The 25287-nt window shown below is 73.0% G+C and carries 26 protein-coding genes; 9 read left to right on the forward strand and 17 right to left on the reverse strand.

What is annotated here, in order from left to right:
• Positions 1-100 precede the first annotated feature (100 nt).
• The gene (locus tag QK442_RS06315) at positions 101-1114 is read right to left on the reverse strand and encodes a glycosyltransferase family 2 protein (protein ID WP_282692835.1); all 1014 of its coding nucleotides are present in this window, start codon (positions 1112-1114) and stop codon (positions 101-103) included.
• Positions 1115-1250: 136 nt separating this feature from the next.
• Here QK442_RS06315 and QK442_RS06320 point away from each other — a divergent pair, with 136 nt between their 5' ends.
• Both QK442_RS06320 and QK442_RS06325 read left to right on the forward strand, forming a co-directional pair.
• Entirely contained in the window at positions 1251-3686 is a 2436-nt protein-coding gene (locus QK442_RS06320; protein ID WP_282692836.1) for a YfhO family protein, read from the forward strand.
• Positions 3687-3800: 114 nt separating this feature from the next.
• Positions 3801-4091 carry a hypothetical protein gene (locus tag QK442_RS06325; RefSeq protein WP_282692837.1) on the forward strand — a complete coding sequence of 97 codons (291 nt, stop codon included), beginning with the start codon at positions 3801-3803 and terminating at the stop codon, positions 4089-4091.
• Here QK442_RS06325 and QK442_RS06330 read toward each other — a convergent pair.
• The 3 genes from QK442_RS06330 to QK442_RS06340 all read right to left on the reverse strand — a co-directional run bounded on the left by QK442_RS06330 (position 4084) and on the right by QK442_RS06340 (position 5620).
• Positions 4084-4674, reverse strand: a complete 591-nt coding sequence (locus QK442_RS06330; RefSeq protein ID WP_282692838.1) for a hypothetical protein — start codon at positions 4672-4674, stop codon at positions 4084-4086. The genes QK442_RS06325 and QK442_RS06330 overlap by 8 nt on opposite strands.
• A complete protein-coding gene (locus QK442_RS06335) occupies positions 4671-5180 on the reverse strand; it encodes a hypothetical protein (RefSeq protein ID WP_282692839.1) in 510 nt (169 codons plus the stop codon). The genes QK442_RS06330 and QK442_RS06335 overlap by 4 nt, the downstream gene beginning before the upstream one ends.
• Positions 5181-5260: 80 nt before the next feature.
• Positions 5261-5620, reverse strand: coding sequence for a hypothetical protein (locus QK442_RS06340; protein ID WP_282692840.1), 360 nt, complete (start codon positions 5618-5620; stop codon positions 5261-5263).
• 164 nt (positions 5621-5784) lie between these two features.
• Here QK442_RS06340 and QK442_RS06345 point away from each other — a divergent pair, with 164 nt between their 5' ends.
• From QK442_RS06345 to QK442_RS06365, 5 genes are all read left to right on the forward strand, one after another.
• Positions 5785-6627: a helix-turn-helix transcriptional regulator gene (locus QK442_RS06345; protein ID WP_282692841.1), complete on the forward strand. Its 843-nt coding sequence runs from the start codon at positions 5785-5787 to the stop codon at positions 6625-6627.
• A complete protein-coding gene (locus tag QK442_RS06350) occupies positions 6609-6815 on the forward strand; it encodes a DUF397 domain-containing protein (RefSeq protein WP_282692842.1) in 207 nt (68 codons plus the stop codon). Before QK442_RS06345 ends, QK442_RS06350 begins: the two co-directional genes overlap by 19 nt.
• 89 nt (positions 6816-6904) lie before the next feature.
• Positions 6905-7468 carry a dihydrofolate reductase family protein gene (locus tag QK442_RS06355; RefSeq protein WP_282692843.1) on the forward strand — a complete coding sequence of 188 codons (564 nt, stop codon included), beginning with the start codon at positions 6905-6907 and terminating at the stop codon, positions 7466-7468.
• A 191-nt stretch (positions 7469-7659) separates the two neighbouring features.
• A complete protein-coding gene (locus QK442_RS06360; protein WP_282692844.1) occupies positions 7660-7998 on the forward strand; it encodes a hypothetical protein in 339 nt (112 codons plus the stop codon).
• 137 nt (positions 7999-8135) lie between these two features.
• Positions 8136-8834, forward strand: coding sequence for an alpha/beta hydrolase (locus tag QK442_RS06365; protein ID WP_282692845.1), 699 nt, complete (start codon positions 8136-8138; stop codon positions 8832-8834).
• Between the two features lie 251 nt (positions 8835-9085).
• Here the strand turns inward: QK442_RS06365 and QK442_RS06370 are convergent, their stop codons facing one another.
• From QK442_RS06370 to QK442_RS06410, 9 genes are all read right to left on the reverse strand, one after another.
• Entirely contained in the window at positions 9086-9865 is a 780-nt protein-coding gene (locus QK442_RS06370; protein ID WP_282692846.1) for an alpha/beta hydrolase, read from the reverse strand.
• A 72-nt stretch (positions 9866-9937) separates the two neighbouring features.
• The gene (locus tag QK442_RS06375) at positions 9938-10201 is read right to left on the reverse strand and encodes a hypothetical protein (RefSeq protein WP_282692847.1); all 264 of its coding nucleotides are present in this window, start codon (positions 10199-10201) and stop codon (positions 9938-9940) included.
• Positions 10202-10252: 51 nt separating this feature from the next.
• Positions 10253-11191, reverse strand: coding sequence for a helix-turn-helix domain-containing protein (locus QK442_RS06380; RefSeq protein ID WP_282692848.1), 939 nt, complete (start codon positions 11189-11191; stop codon positions 10253-10255).
• Positions 11192-11538: 347 nt separating this feature from the next.
• Positions 11539-11931, reverse strand: a complete 393-nt coding sequence (locus tag QK442_RS06385) for a hypothetical protein (protein ID WP_282692849.1) — start codon at positions 11929-11931, stop codon at positions 11539-11541.
• Between the two features lie 70 nt (positions 11932-12001).
• The gene (locus tag QK442_RS06390; RefSeq protein ID WP_282692850.1) at positions 12002-12637 is read right to left on the reverse strand and encodes a histidine phosphatase family protein; all 636 of its coding nucleotides are present in this window, start codon (positions 12635-12637) and stop codon (positions 12002-12004) included.
• Between the two features lie 92 nt (positions 12638-12729).
• Complete coding sequence (locus tag QK442_RS06395; RefSeq protein WP_282692851.1) at positions 12730-13131, reverse strand: VOC family protein; 402 nt, start codon at positions 13129-13131, stop codon at positions 12730-12732.
• Between the two features lie 17 nt (positions 13132-13148).
• Entirely contained in the window at positions 13149-14702 is a 1554-nt protein-coding gene (locus QK442_RS06400) for a serine/threonine-protein kinase (protein ID WP_282692852.1), read from the reverse strand.
• Positions 14699-15334: a hypothetical protein gene (locus QK442_RS06405; RefSeq protein WP_282692853.1), complete on the reverse strand. Its 636-nt coding sequence runs from the start codon at positions 15332-15334 to the stop codon at positions 14699-14701. Before QK442_RS06405 ends, QK442_RS06400 begins: the two co-directional genes overlap by 4 nt.
• A gap of 50 nt (positions 15335-15384) precedes the next feature.
• The gene (locus QK442_RS06410) at positions 15385-17442 is read right to left on the reverse strand and encodes an N-6 DNA methylase (protein ID WP_282692854.1); all 2058 of its coding nucleotides are present in this window, start codon (positions 17440-17442) and stop codon (positions 15385-15387) included.
• 216 nt (positions 17443-17658) lie between these two features.
• Between QK442_RS06410 and QK442_RS06415 the strand changes: the two genes are divergently transcribed.
• Positions 17659-18402 carry a hypothetical protein gene (locus QK442_RS06415; RefSeq protein WP_282692855.1) on the forward strand — a complete coding sequence of 248 codons (744 nt, stop codon included), beginning with the start codon at positions 17659-17661 and terminating at the stop codon, positions 18400-18402.
• Positions 18403-18424: 22 nt separating this feature from the next.
• Here QK442_RS06415 and QK442_RS06420 read toward each other — a convergent pair whose 3' ends face one another.
• The 3 genes from QK442_RS06420 to QK442_RS06430 form a co-directional block, all read right to left on the reverse strand.
• On the reverse strand, positions 18425-19180 hold the full coding sequence (locus tag QK442_RS06420; RefSeq protein ID WP_282692856.1) for an N-acetyltransferase: 756 nt from the start codon (positions 19178-19180) through the stop codon (positions 18425-18427).
• Positions 19181-19242: 62 nt separating this feature from the next.
• A complete protein-coding gene (locus QK442_RS06425; protein ID WP_282692857.1) occupies positions 19243-19971 on the reverse strand; it encodes an HNH endonuclease family protein in 729 nt (242 codons plus the stop codon).
• A gap of 79 nt (positions 19972-20050) precedes the next feature.
• Positions 20051-20905, reverse strand: coding sequence for a hypothetical protein (locus tag QK442_RS06430; RefSeq protein WP_282692858.1), 855 nt, complete (start codon positions 20903-20905; stop codon positions 20051-20053).
• A 120-nt stretch (positions 20906-21025) separates the two neighbouring features.
• Here QK442_RS06430 and QK442_RS06435 point away from each other — a divergent pair, with 120 nt between their 5' ends.
• Entirely contained in the window at positions 21026-21601 is a 576-nt protein-coding gene (locus tag QK442_RS06435) for a TetR/AcrR family transcriptional regulator (protein ID WP_282692859.1), read from the forward strand.
• 1 nt (position 21602) lies between these two features.
• On the opposite strand, the gene mfd is transcribed toward QK442_RS06435, so the two are convergent.
• Positions 21603-25130: a transcription-repair coupling factor gene (mfd, locus tag QK442_RS06440; protein WP_282692860.1), complete on the reverse strand. Its 3528-nt coding sequence runs from the start codon at positions 25128-25130 to the stop codon at positions 21603-21605.
• Positions 25131-25287: the final 157 nt, after the last annotated feature.

Raw genomic sequence — 25287 nt, forward strand, 5'->3', positions numbered from 1 at the left:
GGACGACCTTGCGGTGATCGATGGTAGGGAGTCGCCGGGTCCGTAGCCACCACTTCGCAGCGACAACTTGCCCGTCACCGCGTCACGGGGGCCACGGCGGTCACTTCCGGACGACCGTCTCCCACAACGACGCACCCGCCGCCCGGGTGTCGCCCCGGCCCCCTTCCGTCTCGCGGCCCCCTTCCGTCTCGCGGCCCGCGTGCGTCTCGGCCACCAGGTAGTGGGGCCTGCGCTTCACCTCGTAGTAGATGCGGCCCACGTATTCGCCGATCAGGCCCACCATGACCATCTGGACGCCGGCGAGGGCGGTGACGGCGACGAGCAGGGTCACGTAACCGGGCGTGTCGACGCCGTGGGCGAGCGCGTCGACGACGATCCAGCCGGCGTACGCGAAGGCGACGGAGACGAGGAGGAGCCCGAGGTAGACGGCGGCGCGCAGCGGCTTGTTGTTGAAGGAGAGCAGCCCGTCGAGCCCGTAGTTGAGGAGCTTGCCGAAGGTCCACTTGGACCGGCCCTCCTCGCGCACCGCGTTCTCGTAGGCGAAGGTCGTGGTCCGGAACCCCACCCAGGAGAAGAGCCCCTTGGAGAAGCGGTTGTACTCCCCGAGGCCGAGGACCGCGTCGACCGTACGCCGGGACAGGAGCCGGAAGTCACCGACGCCGTCGACGAGTTCGACGTCGACGAGCCGGTTGATCGCCCGGTAGTAGAGGCGGGCGGTGAGCGTACGGGTCACCCGGTCGCCCTCGCGGGTGCGGCGGGCGACGACCTGGTCGTACCCCTCGGCGTGCAGCGCGACCATCCGGTGCACCAGCTCGGGCGGGTGCTGGAGGTCCGCGTCCATGATCACGACGGCGTCCCCGGCGGCGTGCCGCAGCCCGGCGAGCATCGCGGCCTCCTTGCCGAAGTTGCGGCTGAAGGAGACGAAGCGGACCCGGGCGGGGTCGGCCGCGGCGAGGTCCCGCAGGAGGGGGAGGGTCCGGTCGCGGCTTCCGTCGTCCACGTAGACGATCTCGAAGTCCCCTTCCAGGGAGCCGAGTTCCCGCGTCACGTGACGGTGGAAGCGGGTGAGGACGTCCTCCTCGTTGAAACAGGGGACGACGAGAGAGAGCAGCACATCCGACACCCAAGGGCGGCCCGGTGACCCGCCCGCCCCACGGGGGTGACGGGGAGGCGGCCATCGCGTGAACTGCCCCGCCGGACGCCCGTCGGACACCGGTTCTCCACGCCGGCGCTGCCATATTCGAATCGCCATGCGACAGCTGATGCCAAGACCCGCCACCCCGCCGCAGGAGACTCCGCAACAGGGGGCCCCGCCGCGCCAGGGCCCTCCTCGCCCCCGCAGGGCCACCGCCGCCGCCTCCGCCCTGGCCGCCCTGCTCACCCTCGCCGCCGTCGTCACCGGTGACGCGATCGCCCGGACCTTTCCCTTCGGCCCGCGCCACCGCTCGGTGAACGACCTGGCGAACCAGTTCGTCCCCTTCCACGCCCACCTGTGGGACCTGCTGCACGGCCGCGCCGACGGCAACCTCCTGCTGAACTGGCAGGCGGGCTGGGGCACGGCCTTCCTCCCCGACTACGGCACCTACCTGTCGAGCCCCCTGGCCCCGCTGGTGGCCCTGGCCCCCCGCGCCGACATCGAGTACGCCGTCTACGCCCTCACCCTCCTGAAGACGGCCCTGGCGGCGGCCGCGACCGCGTTCCTCCTCCGCCGCCTGTCGACCGCCCCGGCCTGGTGGTGGCCGGCGGTCCTGGGCGCGGCGTACGCCCTGTGCGGCTGGTCGCTGGTGGAGGCCACGTACAACCCGATGTGGCTGGACGGCCTGATCGCCTTCCCGCTCCTGTGCCTGGTCGCGGAGTGGTCCCGGGAGGGCGTCCGCCCGCTCCTCTCCGTCCTGACGGTGACGGTCTGCTGGACGGCGAACTTCTACACCGCCTATATGGCGACCCTGGGCGCGGCCCTCTTCCTCCTGGCCCGTCTGGCGACGACGGACCGCTTCCGTCCCGTGGTTCCGCTCCGGGCCGCCGCCACCACGCTCCTCGGCATCGGCCTGGCCGCGCCCCTCCTCGCCCCCGTCCTCCTGTCGACCCGGCAGGCGCACCCGGGCGTGGTACGGGACTTCGTGCCGGCGGACACGGCCGACGTACTGGCCCGGCTGCTGCCGGGAACGTACGGCTTCTCCACCCCGGCCGCCTTCATCGCCACACCGGTCCTGCTGCTCGCGGCGACGCTCGCCTTCCGGCGGGAGGTCCCGCGCCGGGAGCGGTGGGTGTGGCCCGGCCTCGTCCTGGGCGTGGCCGTCTCCCTCCAGTGGGGCCCGACGCACCTGGTGTGGCACCTCTTCGCCACGCCGAACGGCAGCCCGTACCGCCAGACCTTCGTCCTGTGCGGCCTGCTGACGGTCGCCGCGTACGCCGCCCTCACCCACGGCCCGCCCACCCGGCGCCCCTTGGCGGCGGGCAGCGCGGTGGTCCTCGCGCTCACCGCCGCCGCCCTCCCGAGCGACCTGGCCACCCGCCCGGCACTCCTCCTGGCCGTCACCGGCCTCGCGGCGGTCACGGCCGCCCTCGCACTCCCCCGCCGAGGCCGGTACGCAGCCCTCACCGCGCTCCTCATCACAGGCACGCTCCTGGGCCAGGCCGCCGCGACGACGGCGTACGCGGACCGCGAACGCCTGGGGCACCTCGACGACTACCCGCCGTACGGACCGGGGCAGGAGCGCCGCGCGGCGACCCTGGCGGCGGCCGACGCCTGGCCCGCGTACCGCACGGACCCGGGCCTCCCCGGCGTCGCGGGCAACGACCCGCTCCTCCTGGGCGGCCAGGGCGCCGCGTACTACAGCAGCCACACCCCCGCCGTCCTCACCGAGCTCCTCACCGCCCTCGGCGGCGGCTGGACCTCCCGGGGCCGCAACCTCCAGACCCTCGACAACCCGGTGACGGACGCGTTGTTCGCGGTGGGCGCCCGCTGGCGAGCGGGAGAGCTGGTCCGCACGGACACGAGCCTCCCCCTGGTGACGGTACGACCTCCGGCCCCGACCCCGGCGCCGACCCTGGACCGGGACCCGTACCGCAACCAGGAACTCCTCCTGGGCGCCGAGGTGTACACCCACCCAGCACCGGCCGCCCCCTGCCCCGTGGGCACGGAGGTCTTCCTCTGGGCCCCGGAGCGGACGGGGGCGGCCCGCCTGGGCGCGGCCGCCCCCGTCCGCCTCCTCGGCGGAGGCCCGAAGCGCCGGGCGGCGATGGTGTCCCTGGGCTTCCAGAAAACCCCCGCCACGCGCGCGTACGCCCCTCCCGGCAAGGGCCCGGCGCAGATCGGCTGCCTGGACCACACCCGCCTGCGGGCGGCCGTGGAGACCCTGCGGAAGCAGGCCGCGGTCTCGGTGGACGTCCACGGCACGACCCTCACCGCCCGCCTCCCCGCCGGCACCGACGGCACGGCCGTGGTGGCCGCCCCGGCGATCCCCGGCTGGACCTGCCAGGGCCGGGAGCCGGAGTCGTACGCGGGCCTGCTCGCCGTCCGCCCGGCCGGAGCGACCACCGTCAGCTGCACCTTCCGCCCACCGGGCCTGACGGCCGGCCTGGCGGCGGGGGCGGCGGCGCTGGTGGTCCTGGTCCTGTGGTTGCTGTGGGTGCGGGTGCGGGCCGACGGCGGGCGGGGAGGCACCCGCGAGATGACAGGATGACCGGCGAGGCGGAGGCCCGCCCGGTCTCCGTCCGTATCCGATATCCAATATCCGGATCCAATATCCGATATCGGATATCCGACATCCGATATCGGCCGGCTTCGGAGGGGGCGCATGATCCTGATCGCGATGATGCTGGTGGGGGGCGGGGTCACCCTGGCCGGGCTCGCGCTGCTGGCCGACTGGCGCGGCGTCACCTGGCGGATCGTGGACACGTATCTCAACCCCGCGTTCGCCGAACCGTCCCTCCTGCGGGTCTTCGGCCGGCTGGGCCTGGGGAACCCCGCTATGGACGCCTACCGCCGCAGGCCGGAAGCCCGCGCATACATACGCGTCTGGGGCGGGGTGATCACCCTCTTCGGGCTCGGCTTCCTGACCGTGTGCACCACGCTCCTCCTCACCTAGGAGGCGCCTCCTCCAGGCGGTCGAAGAGCCGGACCTCGGGGGCGAAAGCCCGGACCGCCGCCTTCAGCCGGACGGAGTCCACGGGCCACAGGGTGGTCACGCGGCTGGACAGGACGGTGCCGCGGAACGCCTCCACGAACTCGGCGGGAACATGCGTGGCCAGGTACGCGTCGATCTGCCGGAGCACGGGCACGTCCGACGGAGGAACGGGCGGGGGCTCGGATCCCGTCCTGTGCCGCACCCCGAGGTACGGCGTCTTCAGCACGCGGTGCGACCGCTCCGTCCACAGCTCGACGGACGCGACCTCCGCCCAGGCCAGGTACTCGGTCCGGCCGCCGAAAGGCATGCCGCCCAGCGTCACGCCTTCCGGGCCGACGCGGAGAGCCGCCCGCCGCGAGCAGGCCGGCACGGCGATCGCCAGGAAGCACACCGCCCCCATGACACCGAGCACGGCGGCGGCCCAGCCCGGAGGCCCCGGGACGAAGGCGAGCCCGAGGAGGAGCAGGGACAGCAGCGCCCCTCTCACCGCCGGGGCACTCCAGCCGTGCCGGACCTCATAGGCGCCGCCGGAGACGCCGCTCACCTGGTGGCTTGGGAGTCGTTGGCGGAGAAGACCTGCCCGGTGGCACACGGATGGTCGGCGAACCCTCCCGCGAACCCGCCGCCCAGGCCCACCGTGTCGCCCTCCCGGCCGAGGAGTCTGCCGTCGGCGTCGTACACGGCCGCCTTGCCGTTCTCCTCACGGGTCGACCAGCCGTGCCCCCAAGCGATCGGCACCAGCTCCCCGCTCTGGGCGGTCCTCACTGCTACGCACTCGCCCTCGGTGACCACGAGGGTCCCGGAAAGGTGGGCGTAGAGCCCGGGGAAGGGGTCGTCGGCCCCTCGGGTCATCATCACGGCGGGAGCCGCGTCGACCGCCTTCTCGGCACTCGCAGGCTTCACCGCCACGGGGGCGGCCTCCTCGCCCTTCGGCCCCTCGGCCCCCGCGCAGGCGGCAGTCGCCGTGGCGAGGAGCAGACAGCCTGCGAGCGCGACCGCGCCCCGCCGACCTCGCGCCGAACTCAGCTCCCGCTCAAGCTTCTTGGACATCGCGCCTCACTCCCCCACATGATGTGACCGCCCCGAACACTACGCGCGGAGGACGACGGCGCCCAGGCCCGGATTCCCCGTCAGTCGGCTCCCCCGTCCCCGGCCTCCGGGTGCTCCTCCCGCAGATGCCGCCGCAGCAGGACGTTCACGTCCGTCTCCGCGCTCCAGTCGAACGTCACCCGCGCCTTCCGCCGCTCCCGCACCAGCAGCAGGCACGCCGTGCAGTGCGGCACGCCCTGCGGGGCGCCGCTCAAATCCGGTACCAGTACGCGCTCCGCCTCCGCCCGCGCCCGCTCGTTCGCCGCGCGCACACCGGCGCGCATCCGCTCGCCGGGGGTGGCGGGCCGGAGATCGGCGGGATCCGCCTGCCACTCGCGCCCGCCGTTGAGGGGGCGGAGCATCGCGTAGGGCCCGGCGAGTCCTCTGAACTCCCCTACCATGCCCGCCACTTTGTCGTACACGAAAGCGCCGCATTCCATGACAACTGCTCCTGCCGTTGGATTACCCTCCGTGATGGGGCATGTCGAGGATGGACCCGGGGCAGGCTGGGGAGGCCGGTTTCGCGGTCGTAGTTCCCCGTCGTCGTTCCGGTAAGGAGTGCGCGATGCCGCCGAGGCGGGTGGTCACGGGCCGCAGCCAGGAACCGAGGAAGCGTTTCGCGGAGGAGCTGAAGAAGCTCAGGCTGGAACGCAAGCTGAGTTATCGGGCGCTGGGCGCCGCGCTGGGCTGGGACGCGACGCTGTTCTCCAAGATGGAGAAGGGCGAGACGATCGGCGGACCGGAGGTCGTACAGGCGCTGGACACGTATTACGGGTTGCCGGGACTGTTGCTCGTGTTGTGGGAGCTGGCAGCGGGGGACCAGTCGCAGTTCCGGGCGAAGTACCGCCAGTACTTCGAGCTGGAGGCAGAGGCGGCCAGCATCTGGAACCACGCGGCCGGCGTGTTCCCGGGCCTACTTCAAAGCAGGGCCTACGCACGCACGCTGATGGGGACAGGCACTTACGAGGGCGACGAACTGACACGCCACGTCGAGGCACGCATAGGGCGACAAGAGCTGCTGACAGGGCCCAACGCCCTCGGCTTCCGTACGATCCTGCCAGAGGCCGTGCTGCGCAGGCCGCTGCCGGATCAGGCGCAATGGCAGGAGCAACTGGAACATCTGCTCACGATGGGCGACCGCCGGAACGTCACCATCCAGGTGGTACCGCACTCCGCCGGGCTGTACGCGCTGAACGGCACCGATGTGACGTTCCTGAGGCTCGCAGACGGCCGCGTGGTGGCCTGGGTGGAGACCAGTTTCTCCGGAACTCTGATCGAAGGAACGGCCGACGTGGACCTGTTGCAGCTCCGCTACGATCGAGCTCGCGATCTGGCCCTTTCCCCGGCGGATTCACGGAAGTTCATCATGCGCGCGTTGGAGGAAGCACAGTGCGAGCCCTCGATCTGAGCACCGTCACTTGGCGCAAGAGCTCGTACAGCAACGATGAGGCCGGCTCCTGCCTCGAAGTCGCCGACAACCTCCCCCTCGTCCCCGTCCGCGACAGCAAGACCCCTACCGGCCCCGCCCTCCTCTTCGAAGCCGGAGCCTGGGGCTCGTTCGTCGCCAGTGTCAAGGAAGGCCTCGCCGCCGCCTGAGCCCACCCTTCGAGGGATCCCGCGCGGCGCGACGAGCCCCGCCGCACCGGCGGCCGTACGGTCGAATCCGTCACCGAGGAGGGCTTCTGATGCGCAGCGTGACCTATTCGATGAACGTCTCGCTCGACGGCTACATCGTCGGGCCGGACGGCGGCTTCGACTGGACGGCGCCCGACGAGGACCTGTTCCGCTTCGCCACCGACGAGGTGCGAGGGGTCGGCGTCCATCTGCTGGGGCGGCGGCTGTACGAGACGATGCTGTACTGGGAGACCGTCGACCAGAACCCGTCGATCGACTTCTCGACGCGCGAGTTCGCCGCGCTCTGGAGGGCGCTCCCCAAGGTGGTGTTCTCCACCACGCTGTCGGCGGTGCGGGGCACTGCCCGCCTGGCCTCCGGTGGCCTGGCGGAGGAGATCGCGCGGCTGCGGGCCGAGCCGGGGGAGGGCGACATCGCGATCGGCGGTGCGGCGCTCGCCGCCGAGGCGGCCGCGTCGGATCTGATCGACGAGTACCGGCCCAGGGTCCACCCGGTGCTGGTCGGCGGCGGCATTCCGTTCTTTCCTCAGCAGGGGCGCCGAGTGGATCTCGAACTCGTCGGAACCCGCACCTTCAGCTCGAAGGTCGTCTGCCTCCGCTACCGCGTGGTCCGCTGAGGGTTGTCCGCCGTGTCTCCGGGGATCGTCGGGGGACGGGTCCGGCGCGGGCCGGAGGAGTGGACAGCGGCGGTGGTCGCGGTGCTGTGGAGGATGAGTACGTACCCGCCCGTAGATAAGAGGTCGTCCCCATGGCGCGGGGTGCTCCGGACCCGAGCATGGGAGGGCATCTTGCTCTGAAGGAGACGACCGTGAATCCCGATACATACGCGACCCTCTATGGCACCCGCCGCCCGGCACCGCGCCGTGGTGGAACCGGCATCGCCGTGATGGGGGGTGTGTTGTGGGCGCTCTCCCTCCAACTGCTGGGCCTCTTGGGGTTCCTGGAACTGTGGGCGAAGGCCGACATCGGGCCGACGGAGGGAATCCCGCTCCGTCGCTGGGGGCTGACCTGCATCGGCATCGCGGCCGTACCGATCGGCCTGCTCCGCACGCCCGTCGTCCGTCGCCTCTCCGTCCCGGCCCGCGTGCTCGTCACCGGCCTCGCGGTCTGCTCGATCGTGCTCGGCCTCGCGATCCGAACGTTCTAGACCTGCCGGCCGATCATGCGGCGTCGGTCACGGCTCCGGAAGATGGCAGCCGGTCGCATCGGCACTCGCAGCAGCCCGAAGCGCGTATCGAAAGTATTTCCGGAATGGTTGTCGGGCCGCTCCGGTACGGTGCGGCCATGGCGAATTTCGTACTCATCGCGGGCGCGCGGCTCGGATCGTGGGCATGGGACGACGTGGTGCCGCATCTGCGTGCGGCCGGTCATGGCGTCCACCCGCTGACGCTGTCCGGTCTCGCCGAGAAGCAAGGCGTGCCGGCTGGGCAGCAGACCCATGTCCGGGACATCGTCGATGAGGTCGAGCGCCAGGACCTGCGTGAAGTCGTTCTGGTGGGGCACAGCTACTCGGGCATCCCAGCCGGTCAGGCCGCCGAGCGGATCGGCGACCGGCTGGCGCGGGTGGTCTTCCTCGACTCCGGTGTTCCGGCCGATGGTGAACCGTTCGTCTCCGCCTGGCCGGACGGCGGGGCGATGATGAGGGCGTCGATCGCCGAGAACGGAGGCTTCTGGCCGGTCGCGAGCGCGGCCCACTTCGAGGGCCACGGGCTCACCGCCGAGCAGATCGCGCGGATCGTGGACGGATCGACACCGCACCCGGGTGCGACGCTGACCGAACCCGCCGAGCTGGAAAGGCCGCTCGGCGACCTCCCCGCGACGTACGTCAAGTGCACGCTCGGTGACCCCGAGCCGAGTGACGACGTGGCCGAGCTGTTGGCCGGCGAGCGCTGGCGGCTGGTCGAGATGGACACCGGCCACTGGCCGATGTTCTCCCGGCCGCGCGAACTGGCGCAGGTCCTCCTCGACATAGCCGGGGCGTGATTGCCAGGTCCATGTCGAGTGAGGTTGTGTCAGGCGATCAGCCTCACGTGGACGTGGACGACGGTGTCGAGATCCCGGTGCCCGGCGAGGGGGAGGCCTGGGCGGTCGGTGCGGTCGGTGCGGTCGGTGCGGTCGTCCTCGATCGGGACGGCAGGGCCTTCGCCCGGAAGCGCGGTCCTGATCGCCGGATCTTTCCCGACTGCTGGGACCCGTCGCCGAGGCCCTGCGGAGCGGTTCCGGGTCGGCTCGGGTCAGGAGGCCAGGAACGGTGTGACGGTGGCCGTCAGCGCCGGGTGGGCCAGGATGTCGTAGTGGCTCGCGCCGGGCAGCACGGCCAGTTGGGCGGTGGAGCGGTCCGAACCGTCGAAGCCGGCGTCCTTCAGGCCGCCGCCGAGCAGGGCGTAGAACTCCACCATGTGCGCGGGGCGGATGGCGTCGGCGTCGGCGAAGACCAGCAGGGTCGGCGCGGTGACGGCGGGGATCTCGGCGCTCCAGTCGTAGTCCCGCTGGACCAGCTCGGCCGTCTTGCCGACCAGTACGGGCCAGTCCTGGGGCCTGGGCGCGAGCCGGGAGTACGCCTCGTAGGCCGGGGACTGCTTCATCATGACGGCGGCCTGGGCACTCGTCCGGTCCATCGCCGCCACGACTTCCGGGTGCCAGCCGTCCCGCCGGCAGGGCATGGAGACGACCACGAGTCGCCGCACCACCCGCGGGTGCTGGACCGCGACCCGCAGTGCGACGCCCGCGCCCATGGAGTAGCCCAGCAGGTCGGCTTGCTCGGCGCCGAGGTGCTTGATCAGAGCGGCGATGTCGTCCGCCATCAGTTCCGGGCGCAGCGGGCGGTCCACGTCCGCCGTGCGCCCGTGCCCCTGCAGATCGACCAGGATCACCCTGCGGTGCTCCGACAGCGCCGGCACCAGCGGTGCGAACATCTCTCCCGCTCCCAGCCCGCCGTGCAGCAGGATCAGGGGTTCACCGGAGCCGTGCTCCTCGAAGTACAGGGGCAGGCCGTTGACCTCTGCGTAGCTCATCACATCGCCTTTCGTCACGATCGCTGTGGGGTGGACCGCAGCGGGCCGTGAAACTCATCGGTGCGGTTCGGATCAGCTCTCCCCGTACAGGGCCGTGGTGGGGACGTGCCGGGCGTGGCCGTACGCCTGGCCGTCGCGGCTCGCGCCGATCAGCGTGCGGGCGGTGTCGCCGATCGACGAGTGGCTGTGGGGCACGTCGAGTTCTTGCGGGACCAGGATCAGCCTGCCTTCCAGGACCTGTCGTTGCACCAGGAGGGTAAGGACCGAGACGGCGCCGGGGCCGTAGAACCGGGCGGCTCGTACCTCGGTGACCTTCGCTCCTGAGGCGGCGGCCACTTCCCACGTCCGCGCTGTGGTACGACCCTTGGGGCCGGTCGCCGTCCGGCCTCAGGCCGCCTGTGCCTCGGACCTGGCTTCCGCGCAGGCGCGGCAGAGGGCGGGACCCGGGGCTCGAATGGCGCGTTCGCAGCCGTCGCAGCTCTGGAAGGGGTGCTCGGCGACGGGTTGCGGGGTGGCTGTGCCTGGGGCGGTCGGGAGGGTAAGCGGGGGCGGGGGCTGGAAGTTGGCCAGGCGGTGGGCGAGCAGGCCGCTCGGATGCGTCATCGGCTCCGGCAGACAGGTCGTGAGCGCGCGGGTGATGGCCTCGGCGTCCAGCCGCTGCGCGAACCACCGCTCGACGGCGGGCGCCAGCCGCGCGATGTCCCGGGCCGACAGCATCAGCCGGGGATCGACGCGGCACAGCCCTCGCAGCAGGCGGGTGGCGCGGTTGTCGGGCAGGGCGGAGGTTGGGGCAGCGGTAGGGGCGGGGGCTTGCGGGGGCGTGGGGGCCGCCTGCGCAGGGGTCTCCGGCGCAGGGGTCTCCGGCGCAGGGGTCTCCGGCGCAGGGGCGGGGATGCGTACGAGGGCGGGCTCAGGCTCCTCGGGGGCGGGCTCCCGGCCCGGGTCGGGGTCCGGGTCGGGGTCCGGCTCCGGGGGCTCGTTCTCCGCCGTGCGGGGCACGTTGTACGAGACCGTGCGGGTCATCAGGCAGCCGCCGGGGAGGCGTACCCGGGTGCGTTCGAGGTAGCCGGCGGCTTCCAGTTCGCGCAGGGCGGCGGCCACGCGGACCTCGCCCTCCGCTGCGGCTTCGACCAGGGCGCGGATGCTGATGTTCGTTCCGGCGGGCAGCGACTGGATGAAGCCGCCGAGGCCGCGCGCGACGAAGGAGAGGCGCGGGTCCTGGAGCAGGGCGTTGCTGATGCGGGTCGATTCGGAGTCCGGCAGGGGGACGTTGTCGTGGATGACTCCACCGCGCGCGGAGGGCGCGCTAAAGTGCTGGTTATCCATCGGGAAGCCTCTTTCTTCCTCGTTGGTCAGGCCCTCGATCGGGATGCCAGTCCCGGCCGGGGGTCGAACTTTTTCAGTTGGGGTCGGCGTGAGCATATGCCACGCAACCACCCTGAAATCCAGCCCAGTTGGTGAGGTTCCCCCGGGAGAGTGACGCCGCGGTTTCGGCTGACGTGGGAGGGTTGGGGGGTGGGTTGGTCCAAATGGAGGGTCCTTGATTGGCGTGGACGTGATCAGACGCGAACGCTACAACCCGCAAAACAGACAATCGGGATTATGGGGTTTCCCTTTCCCTTCACGTTGTGGAGTCGTGATCCTGACGGGGCGTCCGCCCGCCCGCCGCCCCGTCAGAAGAGCTCGTCGCCGTTCGCCAGGCGGGCGAGGACCTTGGCGTACACCCGCGTCGCCGCCCCGACGACGCTCGTGATGGTCGCCAGCGCGGCGATGCCGAGCAGCGCGGGCCACTCCCGCAACGAGTCGCGGCACAGGACGTCGCCGGACGGCGGGCCGACCAGCGGGGCCCGGCACTTGGCGCTTTCCCCGTACGTGGGGCCGTAGTCGGCGAGCATCAGGAAGGCGAACCAGCCCCAGAGCAGCAGGGCCAGGATCAACCACGCGATCGACCACGTCGTGACACGGCTCGCGTGCCGCCGCTCCCGCTCGGAGAGCGCCTGGACGGCGGTCGCGGGGTCGGGCGTCGCGGGATCGGACGTCTGCGGGGCCGACGCGTCGGCGGTCATGTTTCCCCCTCTTGGGCAGTCCTTGACGGACGGCAGTTCATCACATCGGGTGATCCCGGTGCGGCTGCCGTCAGACGTGGAGCTCCGGAGGGAAGCCGGTCCAGCGGAGGTCGGCGGGGAGGTGGCCGGTGTCGTTGAAGAGGAGGAGCGCCGGGGGGCGGCCGGGGGCGTAACGGATGACGGTCAGGGCCGCGTTGGCGTGGTTGATGCCCATCCAGCGCCAGGCGGGGGCGTCGAGGGTGGCGCGGACGAGCCAGCCGATGAGGAAGTTGTGGGTGACGACGAGCTCGTGGCGCGGTTCGTCGCCGTCGACCGGACCCGTGAACCGCGCGGCCGCCTCCGCTGCCAGCGCCGGGCCCTGCTCGCGCTGCTCGGCCGGGAATTGGTGCAGGAAGCCGAGCATGGCGTCGGCGGTCTCCGGCGGCAGTTCCTCGCGGGCGGGCGTGTACGGGACATAGTCGCCCGCCGCCTCGGAGGCGTACAGCGGGACCCCGTCGAGCCGCTCGCCGATCAGCCGCGCGGTCTGCTCGGCCCGGGCGAGCGGCCCGTGGTGGATCGCCGACAGCGGTACCCCGCGCAGCCGCTCCCCCAGGAGCCCGGCCTGCCGCCGCCCCGCCTCCGTCAGCTCGCTCTCGTCCGACGACGCCTCGCCGTGCCGGGTCAGGTAGAGGTAGCGGGCGGCGGTGCTGGTGGTGGTGGCCGTCATGGCGGGTGCCCTCCGGGAGCCGGGGCGATCTTGTGGACTCCCCCGAGGACGTCGCTGTCTCCCGGGGCGGTTCCCCGGCCTCCCTGCGCCCCCTACGCGCGCGCGTACGGGACGGTCATGATCTCCATGTTGTGGCCGTCGGGGTCGTCGAAGTACGCGCCCCGGCCGCCGAAGAGGTCGTTCACCTCGTTCGGGCGGGTGTGGTTCGGGTCCGCGTAGTACGTGATGCCGGCCGCCTCCAGGCGGGCGATCATCGCGTCGAAGTCCTCGTCCTGGACGAGGAAGGCATAGTGCTGGCTCTGGATGGGGTGGCCCTCGGCATCCTCGACCTCGTAGAAGTCGAGGGTCACGCCGTTGGCCAGGTCGACGGGGAGGAAGGGACCGAAGGGGGCGTCCACCTGGAGGCCGAGGATGCCGGCGAGGAAGCGGGCGGAGGCGGAGCGGTCGGAGGAGTGGACGATGGTGTGGTTCAGCTGGACCTGAGGATGCGTCACCCTTCCGACCGTACACCTCAGCCCATGCGGCCCAGTTGGCGTTGGTGCTCCAGTGCTCGGCGCAGGTCCGCCGCCAGGGGGTGGTAGGGGCCGTACAGGCGCTCCGCGTCGAGGAGGAGGCGGTCCAGTTCGGCTCTGCCCTCCTCGTGGCGGCCGGTCGCGGTCAGCAGCAGGGCGGCGCGGCGGCGGATGTCGAAGGCGCGGCCGGGGTCCTGGGCGGGGCCCTGCTCGAAGGCGGGGAGGACCGCGCGGAACTCGGCGAGGGCGGCGGCCGTCTCGCCGAGCTGTTCCAGGCAGAGCGCGATGTCGTAGCGGAACTGGGCGTTGCCGGGGTCGTCGGCCGCGAGCCGGCGCAGCTCGGGCAGGGCGCGCCGGTACTGGCCGTCGTCCATCAGGGTGGAGGCGTACTGCTTGCGCAGGATGCGGACCACCGGGGAGCCCTCGCCGTGTTCGGCGGCGGCGGCCGGCAGGATCCCTCCGAGGATGTCCACGGCCTGGGTGAGGGCGCCCTCCCCGAGGAGCCGCTTCACCTCGTCCACCGCCGCCGCCACGTCCACGCCCCGGGGCGCCGGGGACGGGGGCGGCGGGGCCGGGGCCGGGGGCGCGGTCGAGACCCGGGGGTCGGGGACGGCCGCGCGGGCGGCGGTCCGCGGCGGGCGGGGCGCGGCCGGCCAGGGGGCGTGCGGGCGCAGGAACGGCCGGGTGGGGTCCATGGGGCCCGACGGGGTGCCGCGCGCGGGCAGCAGCGGCAGCAGCGCCTCGTACACCTCGTGCGCGCCGGAGGGGCGGGCGGCCGGGTCCTTGGCGAGGAGGCGCAGAACGAGGGCCTCCAGGGCCTCGGGGACCTCGGGGCGGATCTGGCGGAGCGGGAGGGGCGGCTCGTGCAGGTGGCGGTGGAGGACGCCGAGGGCGGTGGAGCCGGCGAACGGCACGTTCCCGGAGAGGAGTTCGTGGAGGAGGATGCCGAGCGCGTACAGGTCGGTCCGGGGGCCGACGGCACCGCCCATGGCCTGCTCGGGCGCCATGTACGCGGGGCTGCCGATCGGTTCGCCGGTGTGGGTGAGGCGGGTGGTGTCGGCGTCGAGGACGGAGGCGATGCCGAGGTCGAGGACGGTGACGGTGCCGTCGGGGCGGACCATCACGTTGCGCGGCTTGAGGTCGCGGTGGACGATCGGCACCGCGTGGACGGCGGCGAGCACCGCGCACAGCTGGGCGGCGACGCAGACCGCCCACTCCCAGGGGTACGGGTCGTTCTCGGCGAGGTGGTCGGCGAGGTCGGCGCCGTCCACGTGCTGCATGACCAGGTACAGGTCGTCGCCGTCGCTTCCGGCGTCGTGGACGGTGACCAGGCCGGGGTGGTCGACGTGGGCGGTGACCCGGCACTCGCGGACGAAGCGGCGGCGCAGTTCGTCGGCGGCGGTCGCCGGGCCGGTGAGGGTGGCGGGGCTGAGCAGCTTGACCGCGACCCGGCGGTCGAGCCGGGTGTCGTATCCCGTCCACACCTGGCCCATGCCGCCCTGCCCGAGGACGGCGGCGAGCTCGTACCGGCCCCCGATGACCCGGCCGTTCACCTGTCCCCTTCCCGTTCCCGGCGGAGGAGGTCGCTCAGCTCGTCCAGTTCGGCGCGGACCTGGTCGATGCGGGGGGCGGGCGGGGGTGTGGGGGCGTTCCCCGGGGTGGGCGCGGGCGTGGGGGTGTTCACGGGGGCGGCCGGGGCCGTCGGGGTGGTCGCGTACGGGTTGGGGGGCGGGGGCTGCTGTGTGTAGGGGCTCGGGGTGGTGACGGCCGTCGCCGGGTTCACCGAGGGGTTGACCGGCGGGTACCCGTACGCGGGCGCGTGCGGCGGGTACGGCACCGGGGGCGGGGTCGTGCGGTGGTGCTTGACGTCCACCGCCAGGTAGCGGCCGATCACACCGGCCGCCATCGCCAGGATCAGGCCCGCCCCGAGGTTGACCTGCCAGGAGTTCTCGTCCTCCTCCTGGAGGAGGACGAAGCAGCCGACCGTGGCGGCCAGCTGGGCCCAGAAGAGGACCCAGTCCAGGAGCGTGCGGCGCATGATCGCGAGGCGGAGCATCGCGACCCAGGCGAGCAGGCCGAGGGAGAGGACGACGGTGGCCGTCAGGAGCACGCGGACGGCGACGGTCCCGGCGGACGGGCCGCCGCCGGGTCTCGGTGCGGGAGCGGCGGGCATCTGTCCGTACATGCGAATTCCCCCCAGGGACGGCTGATCTCGGTACGAGAGTAGCCCCGCCGCTAGCCGGGCTGAACGCTTCCGTCCGCGAGGCCGTCGTACAGGCCCTGGACGAGCTGTTCGCCCAGTCGGGCGGTGAGCCTCAGGGCCTCCTCGAACTCGGCCAGGGACCGGTACCGCTCGCCGTGCCTGCGCTGGTCGGCGAGGGGGAGCCGGGGCAGCTGGAGGCGGCGTACGTCGAGGCGGGTGGCGGTCGAGGCGAAGCTGCTGGCCTGCCGGTTGTTGGCGGTGCCGCGCAGGAAGCCGGCGAGGAACCAGGGGTCGAGGGCGTCGGGGTCGGGGCGCAGCAGCTGGAGGCTGCGGCCGAGGGCGGCGCCCGCGATGGCGGCGTCGACGACGCGGGCGGACGGGCCGCCGCCGAGGACGGGCACGACGACGTCGCCCTCGCGGACGAGGACCGGCTCCTCCGCCTGGCCGCCGGCCGCCTCCGGGAGGGTGCCGGAGGGGGCGGCGCCGGTGAGCACGTCGTGCTCGGTGAGGACGGGGATCTCGCGGCCCGCGGGGGCGGTGCCCTGGCCGCCGGTGCGGAGCTGGAGGGCGCCGGTGCGGGCGAGTTCGCCGACGGTGGTGAGGGGGCGGGGCGCGGGGCGGGCGGGTTCGGGGGCGGGGGCGAGGGCGAGCGTACGGCGCAGGGTGGCGTCCAGGCGCTCGCGGACGGTGGCGAGTTCGGTGGCGGAGCCGCCCGCGTCGGGGGCGGTGAGGTAGCGGGCGGGGGCGAGGTCGACCTCGTCGTCGAGGAGGTCGATGACGGGAACCGCGCGGGCGAGGCTTCCGTCGGCGGCGCGGCCCGCCCAGGCGTCGAGGACCGCGTTCTGCAGGGCGCTCCAGGGGAGCTTGTCCCGGCCCGCGTCGGGCACGAGTCCTGCGGTGTCGACGAACAGGGCCTCGGCCGGAGGGCGGCGGTCGGCGGCGGGGCGGACCAGGACCCAGAGGTGGAGCGGGATGCCGTACGGGGGTGCGGCGCCGGCCGGGAGGGCGACGACGGCCCGCAGGGCGCCCCGGCGCAGGAGGTCGGCGCGGATGCGTCGGCCGGAGCGGCGGGAGGCGACGGCGGGGGGCATGAGGAGGACGGCGGTGCCGCCGTCGCGGAGGCGGGCCAGGGCGTGCTGGACCCAGGCGAGTTCGGACTCGGTGCGGGCCGGGAGGCCGTACTCCCAGCGGGGGTCGTAGGCGAGTTCGTCGTGGCCCCAGGCGCGCTCGTTGAACGGCGGGTGGGTGAGGACGGTGTCGGCGCGCAGCTCGGGGAAGGCGTCGGCGCGGAGGGTGTCCCCTGCGGCGGAGCGGATGTCGGCGTCGCCGTGGAGGGCGAGGCGGAGCGCGGAGAGCGCGGCGAGCTCGGGGTCGGCGTCCTGGACGGCGAGCGTGGCGGGGTGGGCGGCGGCGCGCAGCAGGCCGCCGGTGCCGGAGGCGGGGTCGAGGAGGACGGCGGCGGGCGGGTCGCCCGCGCTCGCGGTCGCGGCGGCGGCGAGGGCGGCCATCAGCTCGGCGAGGGGCGGCGGGGTGAGCGTGTACTGGCGGGGGTTGGCGTCCAGGTGGCGGCCGAGGAGGAACTCGAACGCCTGCCGGGGACCGCCCAGTTCGGCGGCGAGCTCGACGGCGGCGCGCAGCAGGGGCGCGGCGGGGGCGAGCTCTCCCGCGCTGGGGGTGGGCACGGCCCTCGGGGTGCCGAAGCGGGCGGTGAGGACCTCTTCGAGGGGGCCGGGGAGGGCGTCGGTGAAGCGGGGGTCGGGGAGGGCGCCGAGCGGGGCGAGGCCGGTGGGGCGCTCGCGGAGGAGGAGCAGGACGCAGCCGGTGTGGACGAGGCCGGTGAGGGTGCCGGCGGGGTGTCCCGCGAGCTGCTGCCAGACGCGCTCGCGGAGCGGGACCTCGGCGAGTTTTCCCTGCTCGCGGAGCCACTGCTCGACCTCGGCGAGGGAGAAGGAGGGGCTGGTCTCGGTGCCCCCCACGGGCTTGGGGAAGTCGGCGTGGCGGCGGCGCCAGTTGCTGACGGCGGCCCTGCCGACGCCCGCGAGCCGGGCGATGCCGGCGGCGGTGACCTCTGTAGCGCTGTCCTCGGGCACCTGCACCCTCCGTTCTCGTGTCCGCGCTCGTACGGCCTGACCTCGTGCTCGTACGACCTGGGGACGCTGAGCATACCGATCGCACCCGTTCACGGCGTGAGCCGAGTCGAACTTTGTGAACATGGTTGACTCGGTTCACAGTCTCTGCTGTGATTACGGCAGCGAAACACCGAGTCCGTAGGAAATTCCCTCGACACCCGAAAGGTGTTCACAGCCATGTCGAAGTCTCAGACGCAGCGCAGCCGGTTCACCCGTCACCAGGCCCTCACCGCCGCCGGAGCGGCCGTGGTCGTCGTCGCCCTCGGTGCGACGCTGAGCGGATGCGGGACTGGGGACGGGGGCACGCCGGAGGCGAAGAACTCCACCCCGGCGGCGTCGGGTTCCAAGGACGCGGGCGCGGCGGGTTCCGGCGCGAAGGGAACGGAGTCGAAGGCCCCGGAGAAGAAGGAGGAGAAGAAGGCCGCCACGATCGACGGGGACGGCGACTTCGAGGTCGGCTCCGACGTCACGCCGGGCCTCTACCGCTCGACGGGCAACAAGGACGCCGAGTGCTACTGGGAGCGCCTGAAGGACGCGACCGGCGAGCTCGACTCGATCCTCGCCAACGACAACGTGACGGGCACCGCCTACGTCGAGATCAAGAAGAGCGACAAGTTCTTCAAGTCCACGAGCTGCGGCACGTGGGAGGCCGTGGACCCCAAGGCCACCGGCACCCCCGGGAGCGCGCTCAAGGGCGACGGCGGCATGTTCAAGGTCGGCGTCGACGTGGCCCCCGGCACCTACAAGTCCGCGGGCAACGAGGACGCCGAGTGCTACTGGGAGCGCTCGAAGGACGCCGGCCACGGCGTGGACGCGATCCTCGCGAACGACAACGTGACCGGGACGGCGATCGTCAAGATCACCGCCACGGACGGCTACTTCAAGTCGGTCGGCTGCGGCGACTGGACCAAGACGTCCTGACGCCGCACCACACCTCGGAGGGTCACGCGATCGGGTGCCGCACCCACACGTTGGGCTCGACGTACACCGCGTACCCGCGCCCGGTCTCGCAGTGGACGGGCACCAGGGCGCCCTGGACCTCCACCGGGCCGTCGGCGTCGAAGGGCAGCCCGGTCCACTTCCGCCACTGCTCCAGGGAGCCGGAGACCGTCATCGACGCGGGCGCGACCGCCTCGATGCGGCCGCCCGCGCGGACGTGGACGCGCAGCCACGGGTCGTGCGGGAGGCCGTCGGACTCGCGGGTCCGGAAGGCGTACTCGTGGATGGAGGCGGCGGCCTCCAGGTGCTTGCCGTTGGGGCGTACCGGGGCGACGAGCTCGGAGAAGCCGAGCCGGCGCGCGTTCTCCCGCATCTCGGCGAGCATCCGGTGCGAGACGCCCCTGCCGAGGAAGGCGGTGTCGACGGTGATCTCGATCGCGCTCACCGTGTCGGGCTTCTTGCCGTGCCGCAGGTCCGAGAAGGCCCACAGCAGCACCTCGTCCCAGCCCCGCTCGGGCAGCGTCCGGCGCCCCTCCGCGTCCAGCACGAAGGGCACGCTGAAGCCGCGGGCGACGAGCGTGCCGTCCGGGTCGGTGGCCACCAGCACGTACTCGGGGAACTCCCGCACGATCCGGCCCATGTGCGACCAGCCGACGGGGTCGTACATCATGAACTCCGGCCAGAGGTGCTTCATGGACCACATCGGCCCTTCGAGTTCGGGTCGCTCGGCGAGCGTGGTGATCGTCAGTTCCTGGTCCATGCGCGCAGACTAGAAGGCTTCGCGCCAACAGCCAACCGATTATCGGACGACTCGGGGCCGGCTCAGCCGCCGCACTGGCGGAGCATCGCCTTCCGGTCCGCGGCGGTGACGGGCAGCGCGTACTTCTCCGCCACCTGCGCGAAGCGGACGGCGTAGGCGCAGCGGACGCCCTTCGCCGGCGGCAGCCAGGAGGCCGGACCGGAGTCGCCCTTGGCGGCGTTGGCGCGGCCCTGGACCGGGAGGAGGTTCAGCGGGTCGTTGGCGAGCCGCTGCCGTTTCGCGGCGGGCCAGCGGGAGGCGCCCATCTGCCAGGCGTACGAGAGCGGGACGACGTGGTCGATCTGGACCTCGGCGGCCTTCTGCTTGCGCCAGTCGATGGTGGTGCCGGTGTAGGGGTCGACCAGCGTCATCGCGATCACCACGCAGTTCGAACCGGACCGGAAGCGCAGGTCCCGGCCGTCGCGGCGGAGCAGGTCGTTGCGGGTGTCGCAGCCGTTGCGGGCGAACGGCACGTCGTCGACCTTGTCCATCCAGGCGTACCCGAACGCCTCCCGGTCGTACCCCTCCCTCGCCCCCCGCCCCTTGACGGCCAGTCCGCCGATGAGCTCCCGCGCCCGCGCCTGGTCGGCCTCCGCCGTCACCGGCGCCAGGCCCGGCCTCGTACCGTCCGGGTTCCGGAAGGGGCTGACGCCGGAGCCGGCGGAGGCCGGGCCGCCGGGGAAGGAGCATCCGGAGAGGAGAGCGAGGGAGACGACAAGGGCGGCGGGGAGCGGCTTCCGGAGGGGCGACACGGGGAAATCGTAGGCACAGAACCCCTGATAAGGATCGTTTCCGCAGCCGGACGGAGGAGGCGTCGGAAGGGAGGAGGTCTCAGACCTTCCCGATCCCCAGCGTGTTCTCCGCCGGCAGCAGGCCCGAGCCGATCGCCGCGAGCCAGGGGCCGCCGAGCAGTTCGGCGAGGCGCGCGGTGGCGTCGGTGCCGAGCGCGGCCCAGGGCACGGCGGCGAGTTCGTCCGTACGCCGCTCGACCTCGGCGCGCAGCTCCCGGCCGGCCTGCGTGGCGGTGCCGTCGCCCTCCAGGAGTCCCCGCCCGGCCAGCCGCTCCCGCGCGGCCGCCCACTCCTCCGCCGTCCATCCCCGGCTCGCGAAGACGGCCTCGGGCGCGGCCCCGATCGCGGCGAAGGACACCAGCGCCTCGGCCGGGTCGAGCCCGGCGGCGAGCAGCGCGGCGACGTGCCCGTCCCCCCGGTGCTCGCGCAGCAGGGTGGCGGCCTGCCACAGGACGAGGTGGGGCGCGTCGGCCCAGGGCAGCTCGGCGTGGGCGGCGGCGAGCGGCCGCCCCGCCGTGTCCGAGGCGGCGGCCTCGGCGGCGCGCCGCGCGAGCCCGGCGGCCTCCCGGACCCCGGCCACGTCGAAAAGGCCCCGGTACGTCCGGTCCACGGCCCGCAGCCGCGCGGCCAGTACGTCGCCGGGCGCGGCGACCTCCCAGGCGGCGGGCACGTACCGGCCGACCATGGCGGGGCTGAAGCTGTAGAAGGCGGAGGCGACCCGGGCGGATCCCACGGCACCGAGCGGCGCGGCCCGCCAGGCGAAGTAGGAGGGCCAGCGCTCGTCGGTGCCGTACCCGAGGGCGGCGGCCTCCTCGAAGGACTCGGGGGCGTAGTAGTGCAGGGCGTGCAGCGGTTCGAGCAGGTGCCACATCTGTCGTACGCGAGCGGTGTCCATGGGGTCCTCCCGGGCGACGGGCGCGCAGCCGTCCATGTGTCCATCCGTATCTTTCCACTGACAAGATTGCTCCCGCACCGATGAACTTGTCAATGCCTAGATGAGGGCTAGGCTGGCCCCATGACACCCGGCAACGCGAAGCGGAGCTCGTACCACCACGGCGACCTGCGGCAGGCCGTCCTGTCGGCGGCCCTGGAGGTGATCGCGGCGGACGGCCCCGGCGCGCTGAGCCTGCGCGACCTGGCCCGCCGCGCCGGCGTCTCCCACGCGGCCCCGGCCCACCACTTCGGCGACCGCACGGGCCTCCTGACCGCCATCGCGGCGCAGGGCTTCGGACTCCTCGCGGACGCCCTCGCGGGCGGCACCTCGCTCGCCGACCGGGGCCGCCGCTACGTCCGCTTCGCGGCGGACCACCCGGCCCACTTCCAGGTCATGTTCGCCCCCGACCTGCTGCGCGCCGACGACCCGGACCTGACGGCGGCCCGCGAGCGCGCCTCCGCCGGACTCCGCGCGGGCGTGGCGCAGCTGCCGGGCCGGGACCCCGACCCCCGTACGACCGGCATCGCCGCCTGGTCCCTGGCCCACGGCTTCGCCACGCTGTACCTCACGCACAACGTGACGGACGCCGTGGGCGGCCTGCCGCCGGAGGAGTACTTCGACCGCCTGACCGGCTTCCTCACAGACCCCCGGAACTGACTCAGTCCAGGATCGTCGTCAGGAACTCCCCCGTCCACGCCAGCAGTTCGCGGCCGACCAGCGGCTTGCCGCCGATCGGGCGGGTCGCCGGGCGGGGGACGAGGATCTGGTGGACGGCCGGCTTGATCACGGACTTGGGGTGGAGGCGCTTGAGGCGCAGCTCCTGCGACTCCCTCAACTCCACCGGGGCGAAGCGGATGTTCGGGCCCTGGAGGACGATCTCGCCGACCCCGCAGGAGCGGGCCAGCATGCGCAGACCCGCCACGAGCAGCAGGTTCTCCACCGGCTCGGGGGGCTTGCCGTAGCGGTCGGTCAGTTCCTCCCGTACCGCCTTGATGTCCTCCTCCGAGTTCGCGGAGGCGATCGAGCGGTACGCCTGGAGGCGCAGGCGCTCGCCGGGGGCGTAGTCGTGGGGGACGTGGGCGTCGACGGGAAGCTCGATCTTGACCTCCAGCGGCGGCTCCTCCTCGGCCCCGCCCTCCAGGGAGGCCCGGTAGTCCGCGACCGCCTCGCCGACCATGCGGACGTACAGGTCGAAGCCGACGCCCGCGATGTGGCCGGACTGCTCGCCGCCGAGCAGGTTGCCCGCGCCGCGGATCTCCAGGTCCTTCATCGCCACGTACATGCCGGCGCCCATCTCGGTGTGCTGGGCGATCGTCGCGAGCCGTTCGTGCGCGGTCTCCGTGAGCGGCTTCTCCGGCGGGTAGAGGAAGTACGCGTAGCCGCGCTCCCGGCCCCGGCCGACGCGGCCGCGCAGCTGGTGGAGCTGCGAGAGGCCGAAGTTGTCGCCGCGCTCGACGATGAGGGTGTTGGCGTTGGAGATGTCGATGCCGGACTCGACGATCGTCGTCGAGACGAGCACGTCGAACTTCTTCTCCCAGAAGTCGACGACCACCTGCTCCAGGGCGGTCTCGCCCATCTGGCCGTGGGCCGTCGCGATCCGCGCCTCCGGCACGATCTCGCGCAGCCGCGCCGCCGCCCGGTCGATCGAGTCCACCCGGTTGTGGATGTAGAAGACCTGGCCCTCGCGCAGCAGCTCGCGGCGGATCGCCGCGCCGATCTGCTTCTCCTCGTACGGGCCGACGAAGGTGAGGACCGGGTGCCGCTCCTCCGGCGGTGTGGTGATCGTGGACATCTCGCGGATGCCCGTGACCGCCATCTCCAGGGTGCGGGGGATGGGGGTGGCGGACATCGTCAGGACGTCGACGTTGGCGCGCAGCTTCTTCAGCTGCTCCTTGTGCTCGACGCCGAAGCGCTGCTCCTCGTCGACGATGACCAGGCCCAGGTCCTTGAACTTCGTCTCGGACGAGAAGAGGCGGTGGGTGCCGATGACGACGTCGACCGAGCCCTCCCTGAGGCCCTCCAGGGTCGCCTTCGCCTCCGCGTCCGTCTGGAAGCGGGACAGGGCGCGGACGTTGACCGGGAACTGGCCGTACCGCTCGGAGAAGGTGCCGTAGTGCTGCTGCACGAGAAGCGTCGTCGGCACGAGGACCGCGACCTGCTTGCCGTCCTGGACCGCCTTGAACGCGGCCCGTACCGCGATCTCCGTCTTGCCGTAGCCGACGTCGCCGCAGATCAGCCGGTCCATCGGGACCGTCTTCTCCATGTCCTCCTTCACCTCGGCGATCGTGGACAGCTGGTCGGGGGTCTCCGCGTACGGGAAGGCGTCCTCCAGCTCCCGCTGCCACGGGGTGTCCGGGCCGAAGGCGTGGCCGGGGGCCGCCATCCGGGCCGAGTACAGCTTGATCAGGTCGGCGGCGATCTCCTTGACCGCCTTCTTCGCCCGCTGCTTCGTCTTCGTCCAGTCCGCGCCGCCGAGCCGGTGCAGGGTGGGCGCCTCGCCGCCGACGTACTTGGTGACCTGCTCCAGCTGGTCGGTCGGGATGTAGAGGCGGTCGCCGGGCTGGCCGCGCTTGGCGGGGGCGTACTCGACGAGCAGGTACTCGCGGGTCGCGCCCTGCACCGTGCGCTGCACCATCTCGATGTAGCGGCCGACGCCGTGCTGCTCGTGGACGATGTGGTCGCCGGCCTCCAGGGTGAGCGGGTCGATCGTCTTGCGCCGCTTGGCGGGCATCCGCTGCCCGTCCTTGCCGGCCGCCTTCTGGCCGGACAGGTCGGTCTCCGTCAGGACGGCGAGCTTCAGCGCCGGGTCGACGAAGCCGTGGTCGATCGCGCCGCACGCCACGTGCACGACGGCCGGGTCCACCTCCGTCAGGTCGGCCGTCAGACGGGCCGGTACGCCCTCGCCGCCGAGCACCTCGACCGTGCGGGAGGCGGGGCCGTGCGCCTCCGTCACGTACACCGTCCGCCAGCCGTCGGCCAGCCGGCCCTTGGTGTCGGCGAGCGCGCGGGCCGTGTCGCCCCGGTACGCCTCGGGGGCGTGCATGCCGAGGGTGAGCGTGTCGCCGTCGGTCTCGGCGTCCGCCGCGAACGGCGACACCGACCACCACATCATGCCGAGCTCCCGCGCCCGGTCCCGTACGTCCGCGATGCCCCACAGGGAGGCCGCGCCGACGTCGATCGGCGCCTCTCCGCCGCCGGCCGTCGCCGCCCACGAGGCCTGGAGGAACTCCTGGCTGGTGGCGACGAGGTCGGCGGCCCGGGTACGGACCCGCTCCGGGTCGCAGACGACGGCCATCGCGCCGGCCGGGAGGACGTCGAGCAGCAGCTCCATGTCGTCGACGAGGACCGGGGCGAGGGACTCCATGCCCTCGACGGCGATCCCCTCGGCGATCTTGTTCAGCATCTCGCCGAGCTCGGGGTGCTGCTCGGCGAGGGCACGCGCGCGCGTGCGGACGTCCTCCGTCAGCAGCAGTTCACGGCAGGGCGGCGCCCACAGGCCGTGCTCGGCGACTTCGAGGGAGCGCTGGTCGGCGACCTTGAAGTAACGGATCTCCTCGACGTCGTCGCCCCAGAACTCGATCCGGAGCGGGTGCTCCTCGGTCGGCGGGAAGACGTCCAGGATGCCGCCGCGGACGGCGAACTCGCCGCGCTTCTCGACGAGTTCGACCCGGGAGTACGCGGCGGCCGCGAGCCCCTCGACGACGGCGCCGAGCTCCGCCGTCTGCCCCGACCGCAGCGCGACGGGCTCCAGGTCCCCCAGCCCCTTCACCTGCGGCTGGAGTACGGAACGGATCGGCGCGACGACGACGGAGACGGGCCCGGCGGCCGGGTCGTCCGGGCTCGGGTGCGCGAGGCGCCGCAGGACGGCGAGGCGCCGGCCGACCGTGTCCGAGCGGGGCGAGAGCCGCTCGTGCGGCAGCGTCTCCCACGACGGGTACTCGGCCACCGTGTCCGGGTCGAGGAGCGACCGCAGCGCCGCCGCCAGGTCCTCGGCCTCCCGCCCGGTCGCCGTCACCGCGAGCACCGGCCGCCCCGAGTCCCGCGCCAGCGCCGCCACGGCGAACGGCCGGGCGGCGGCGGGCCCCACCAGGTCCACGTGCGGGCGGTGCCCGTCGGAAGCGGCCGTCACCGCCTCCGCGAGGGCCGCGTCCTTGACGACGAGGTCGAGCAGACCGTGCAGGCTCATGGGGCTTCCATCCCGGTACGTACGAGGAGTGAACGAACAAGCGGACAACGCGAACGGCCCGACACGTCACACGGGCCGGGGCCTCCACCCTACGACGCCGGGGTGACACCGGCGCGAGGGATCACGCTCACTCGGCGGGGTGAGGTCCTCACCCGGA

Source organism: Streptomyces sp. CC208A (genome assembly GCF_030010625.1).
Lineage (GTDB): Bacteria > Actinomycetota > Actinomycetes > Streptomycetales > Streptomycetaceae > Streptomyces.

Coding starts and splice junctions, on each gene's coding strand:
- QK442_RS06370 (WP_282692846.1), bottom strand. CDS start 9,865: ATGAGCTACGCAGAGGTCAACGGCCTGCCCCTGTACTTCGAGGAGCAC.
- QK442_RS06405 (WP_282692853.1), bottom strand. CDS start 15,334: ATGTACGGACAGATGCCCGCCGCTCCCGCACCGAGACCCGGCGGCGGC.
- QK442_RS06420 (WP_282692856.1), bottom strand. CDS start 19,180: ATGGACCAGGAACTGACGATCACCACGCTCGCCGAGCGACCCGAACTC.
- QK442_RS06365 (WP_282692845.1), top strand. CDS start 8,136: ATGGCGAATTTCGTACTCATCGCGGGCGCGCGGCTCGGATCGTGGGCA.
- QK442_RS06430 (WP_282692858.1), bottom strand. CDS start 20,905: ATGGACACCGCTCGCGTACGACAGATGTGGCACCTGCTCGAACCGCTG.
- QK442_RS06325 (WP_282692837.1), top strand. CDS start 3,801: ATGATCCTGATCGCGATGATGCTGGTGGGGGGCGGGGTCACCCTGGCC.
- QK442_RS06345 (WP_282692841.1), top strand. CDS start 5,785: ATGCCGCCGAGGCGGGTGGTCACGGGCCGCAGCCAGGAACCGAGGAAG.
- QK442_RS06340 (WP_282692840.1), bottom strand. CDS start 5,620: ATGGTAGGGGAGTTCAGAGGACTCGCCGGGCCCTACGCGATGCTCCGC.
- QK442_RS06355 (WP_282692843.1), top strand. CDS start 6,905: ATGCGCAGCGTGACCTATTCGATGAACGTCTCGCTCGACGGCTACATC.
- QK442_RS06335 (WP_282692839.1), bottom strand. CDS start 5,180: ATGTCCAAGAAGCTTGAGCGGGAGCTGAGTTCGGCGCGAGGTCGGCGG.
- QK442_RS06415 (WP_282692855.1), top strand. CDS start 17,659: ATGTCGAAGTCTCAGACGCAGCGCAGCCGGTTCACCCGTCACCAGGCC.
- QK442_RS06380 (WP_282692848.1), bottom strand. CDS start 11,191: ATGGATAACCAGCACTTTAGCGCGCCCTCCGCGCGCGGTGGAGTCATC.
- QK442_RS06385 (WP_282692849.1), bottom strand. CDS start 11,931: ATGACCGCCGACGCGTCGGCCCCGCAGACGTCCGATCCCGCGACGCCC.
- QK442_RS06435 (WP_282692859.1), top strand. CDS start 21,026: ATGACACCCGGCAACGCGAAGCGGAGCTCGTACCACCACGGCGACCTG.
- QK442_RS06390 (WP_282692850.1), bottom strand. CDS start 12,637: ATGACGGCCACCACCACCAGCACCGCCGCCCGCTACCTCTACCTGACC.
- mfd (WP_282692860.1), bottom strand. CDS start 25,130: ATGAGCCTGCACGGTCTGCTCGACCTCGTCGTCAAGGACGCGGCCCTC.
- QK442_RS06320 (WP_282692836.1), top strand. CDS start 1,251: ATGCGACAGCTGATGCCAAGACCCGCCACCCCGCCGCAGGAGACTCCG.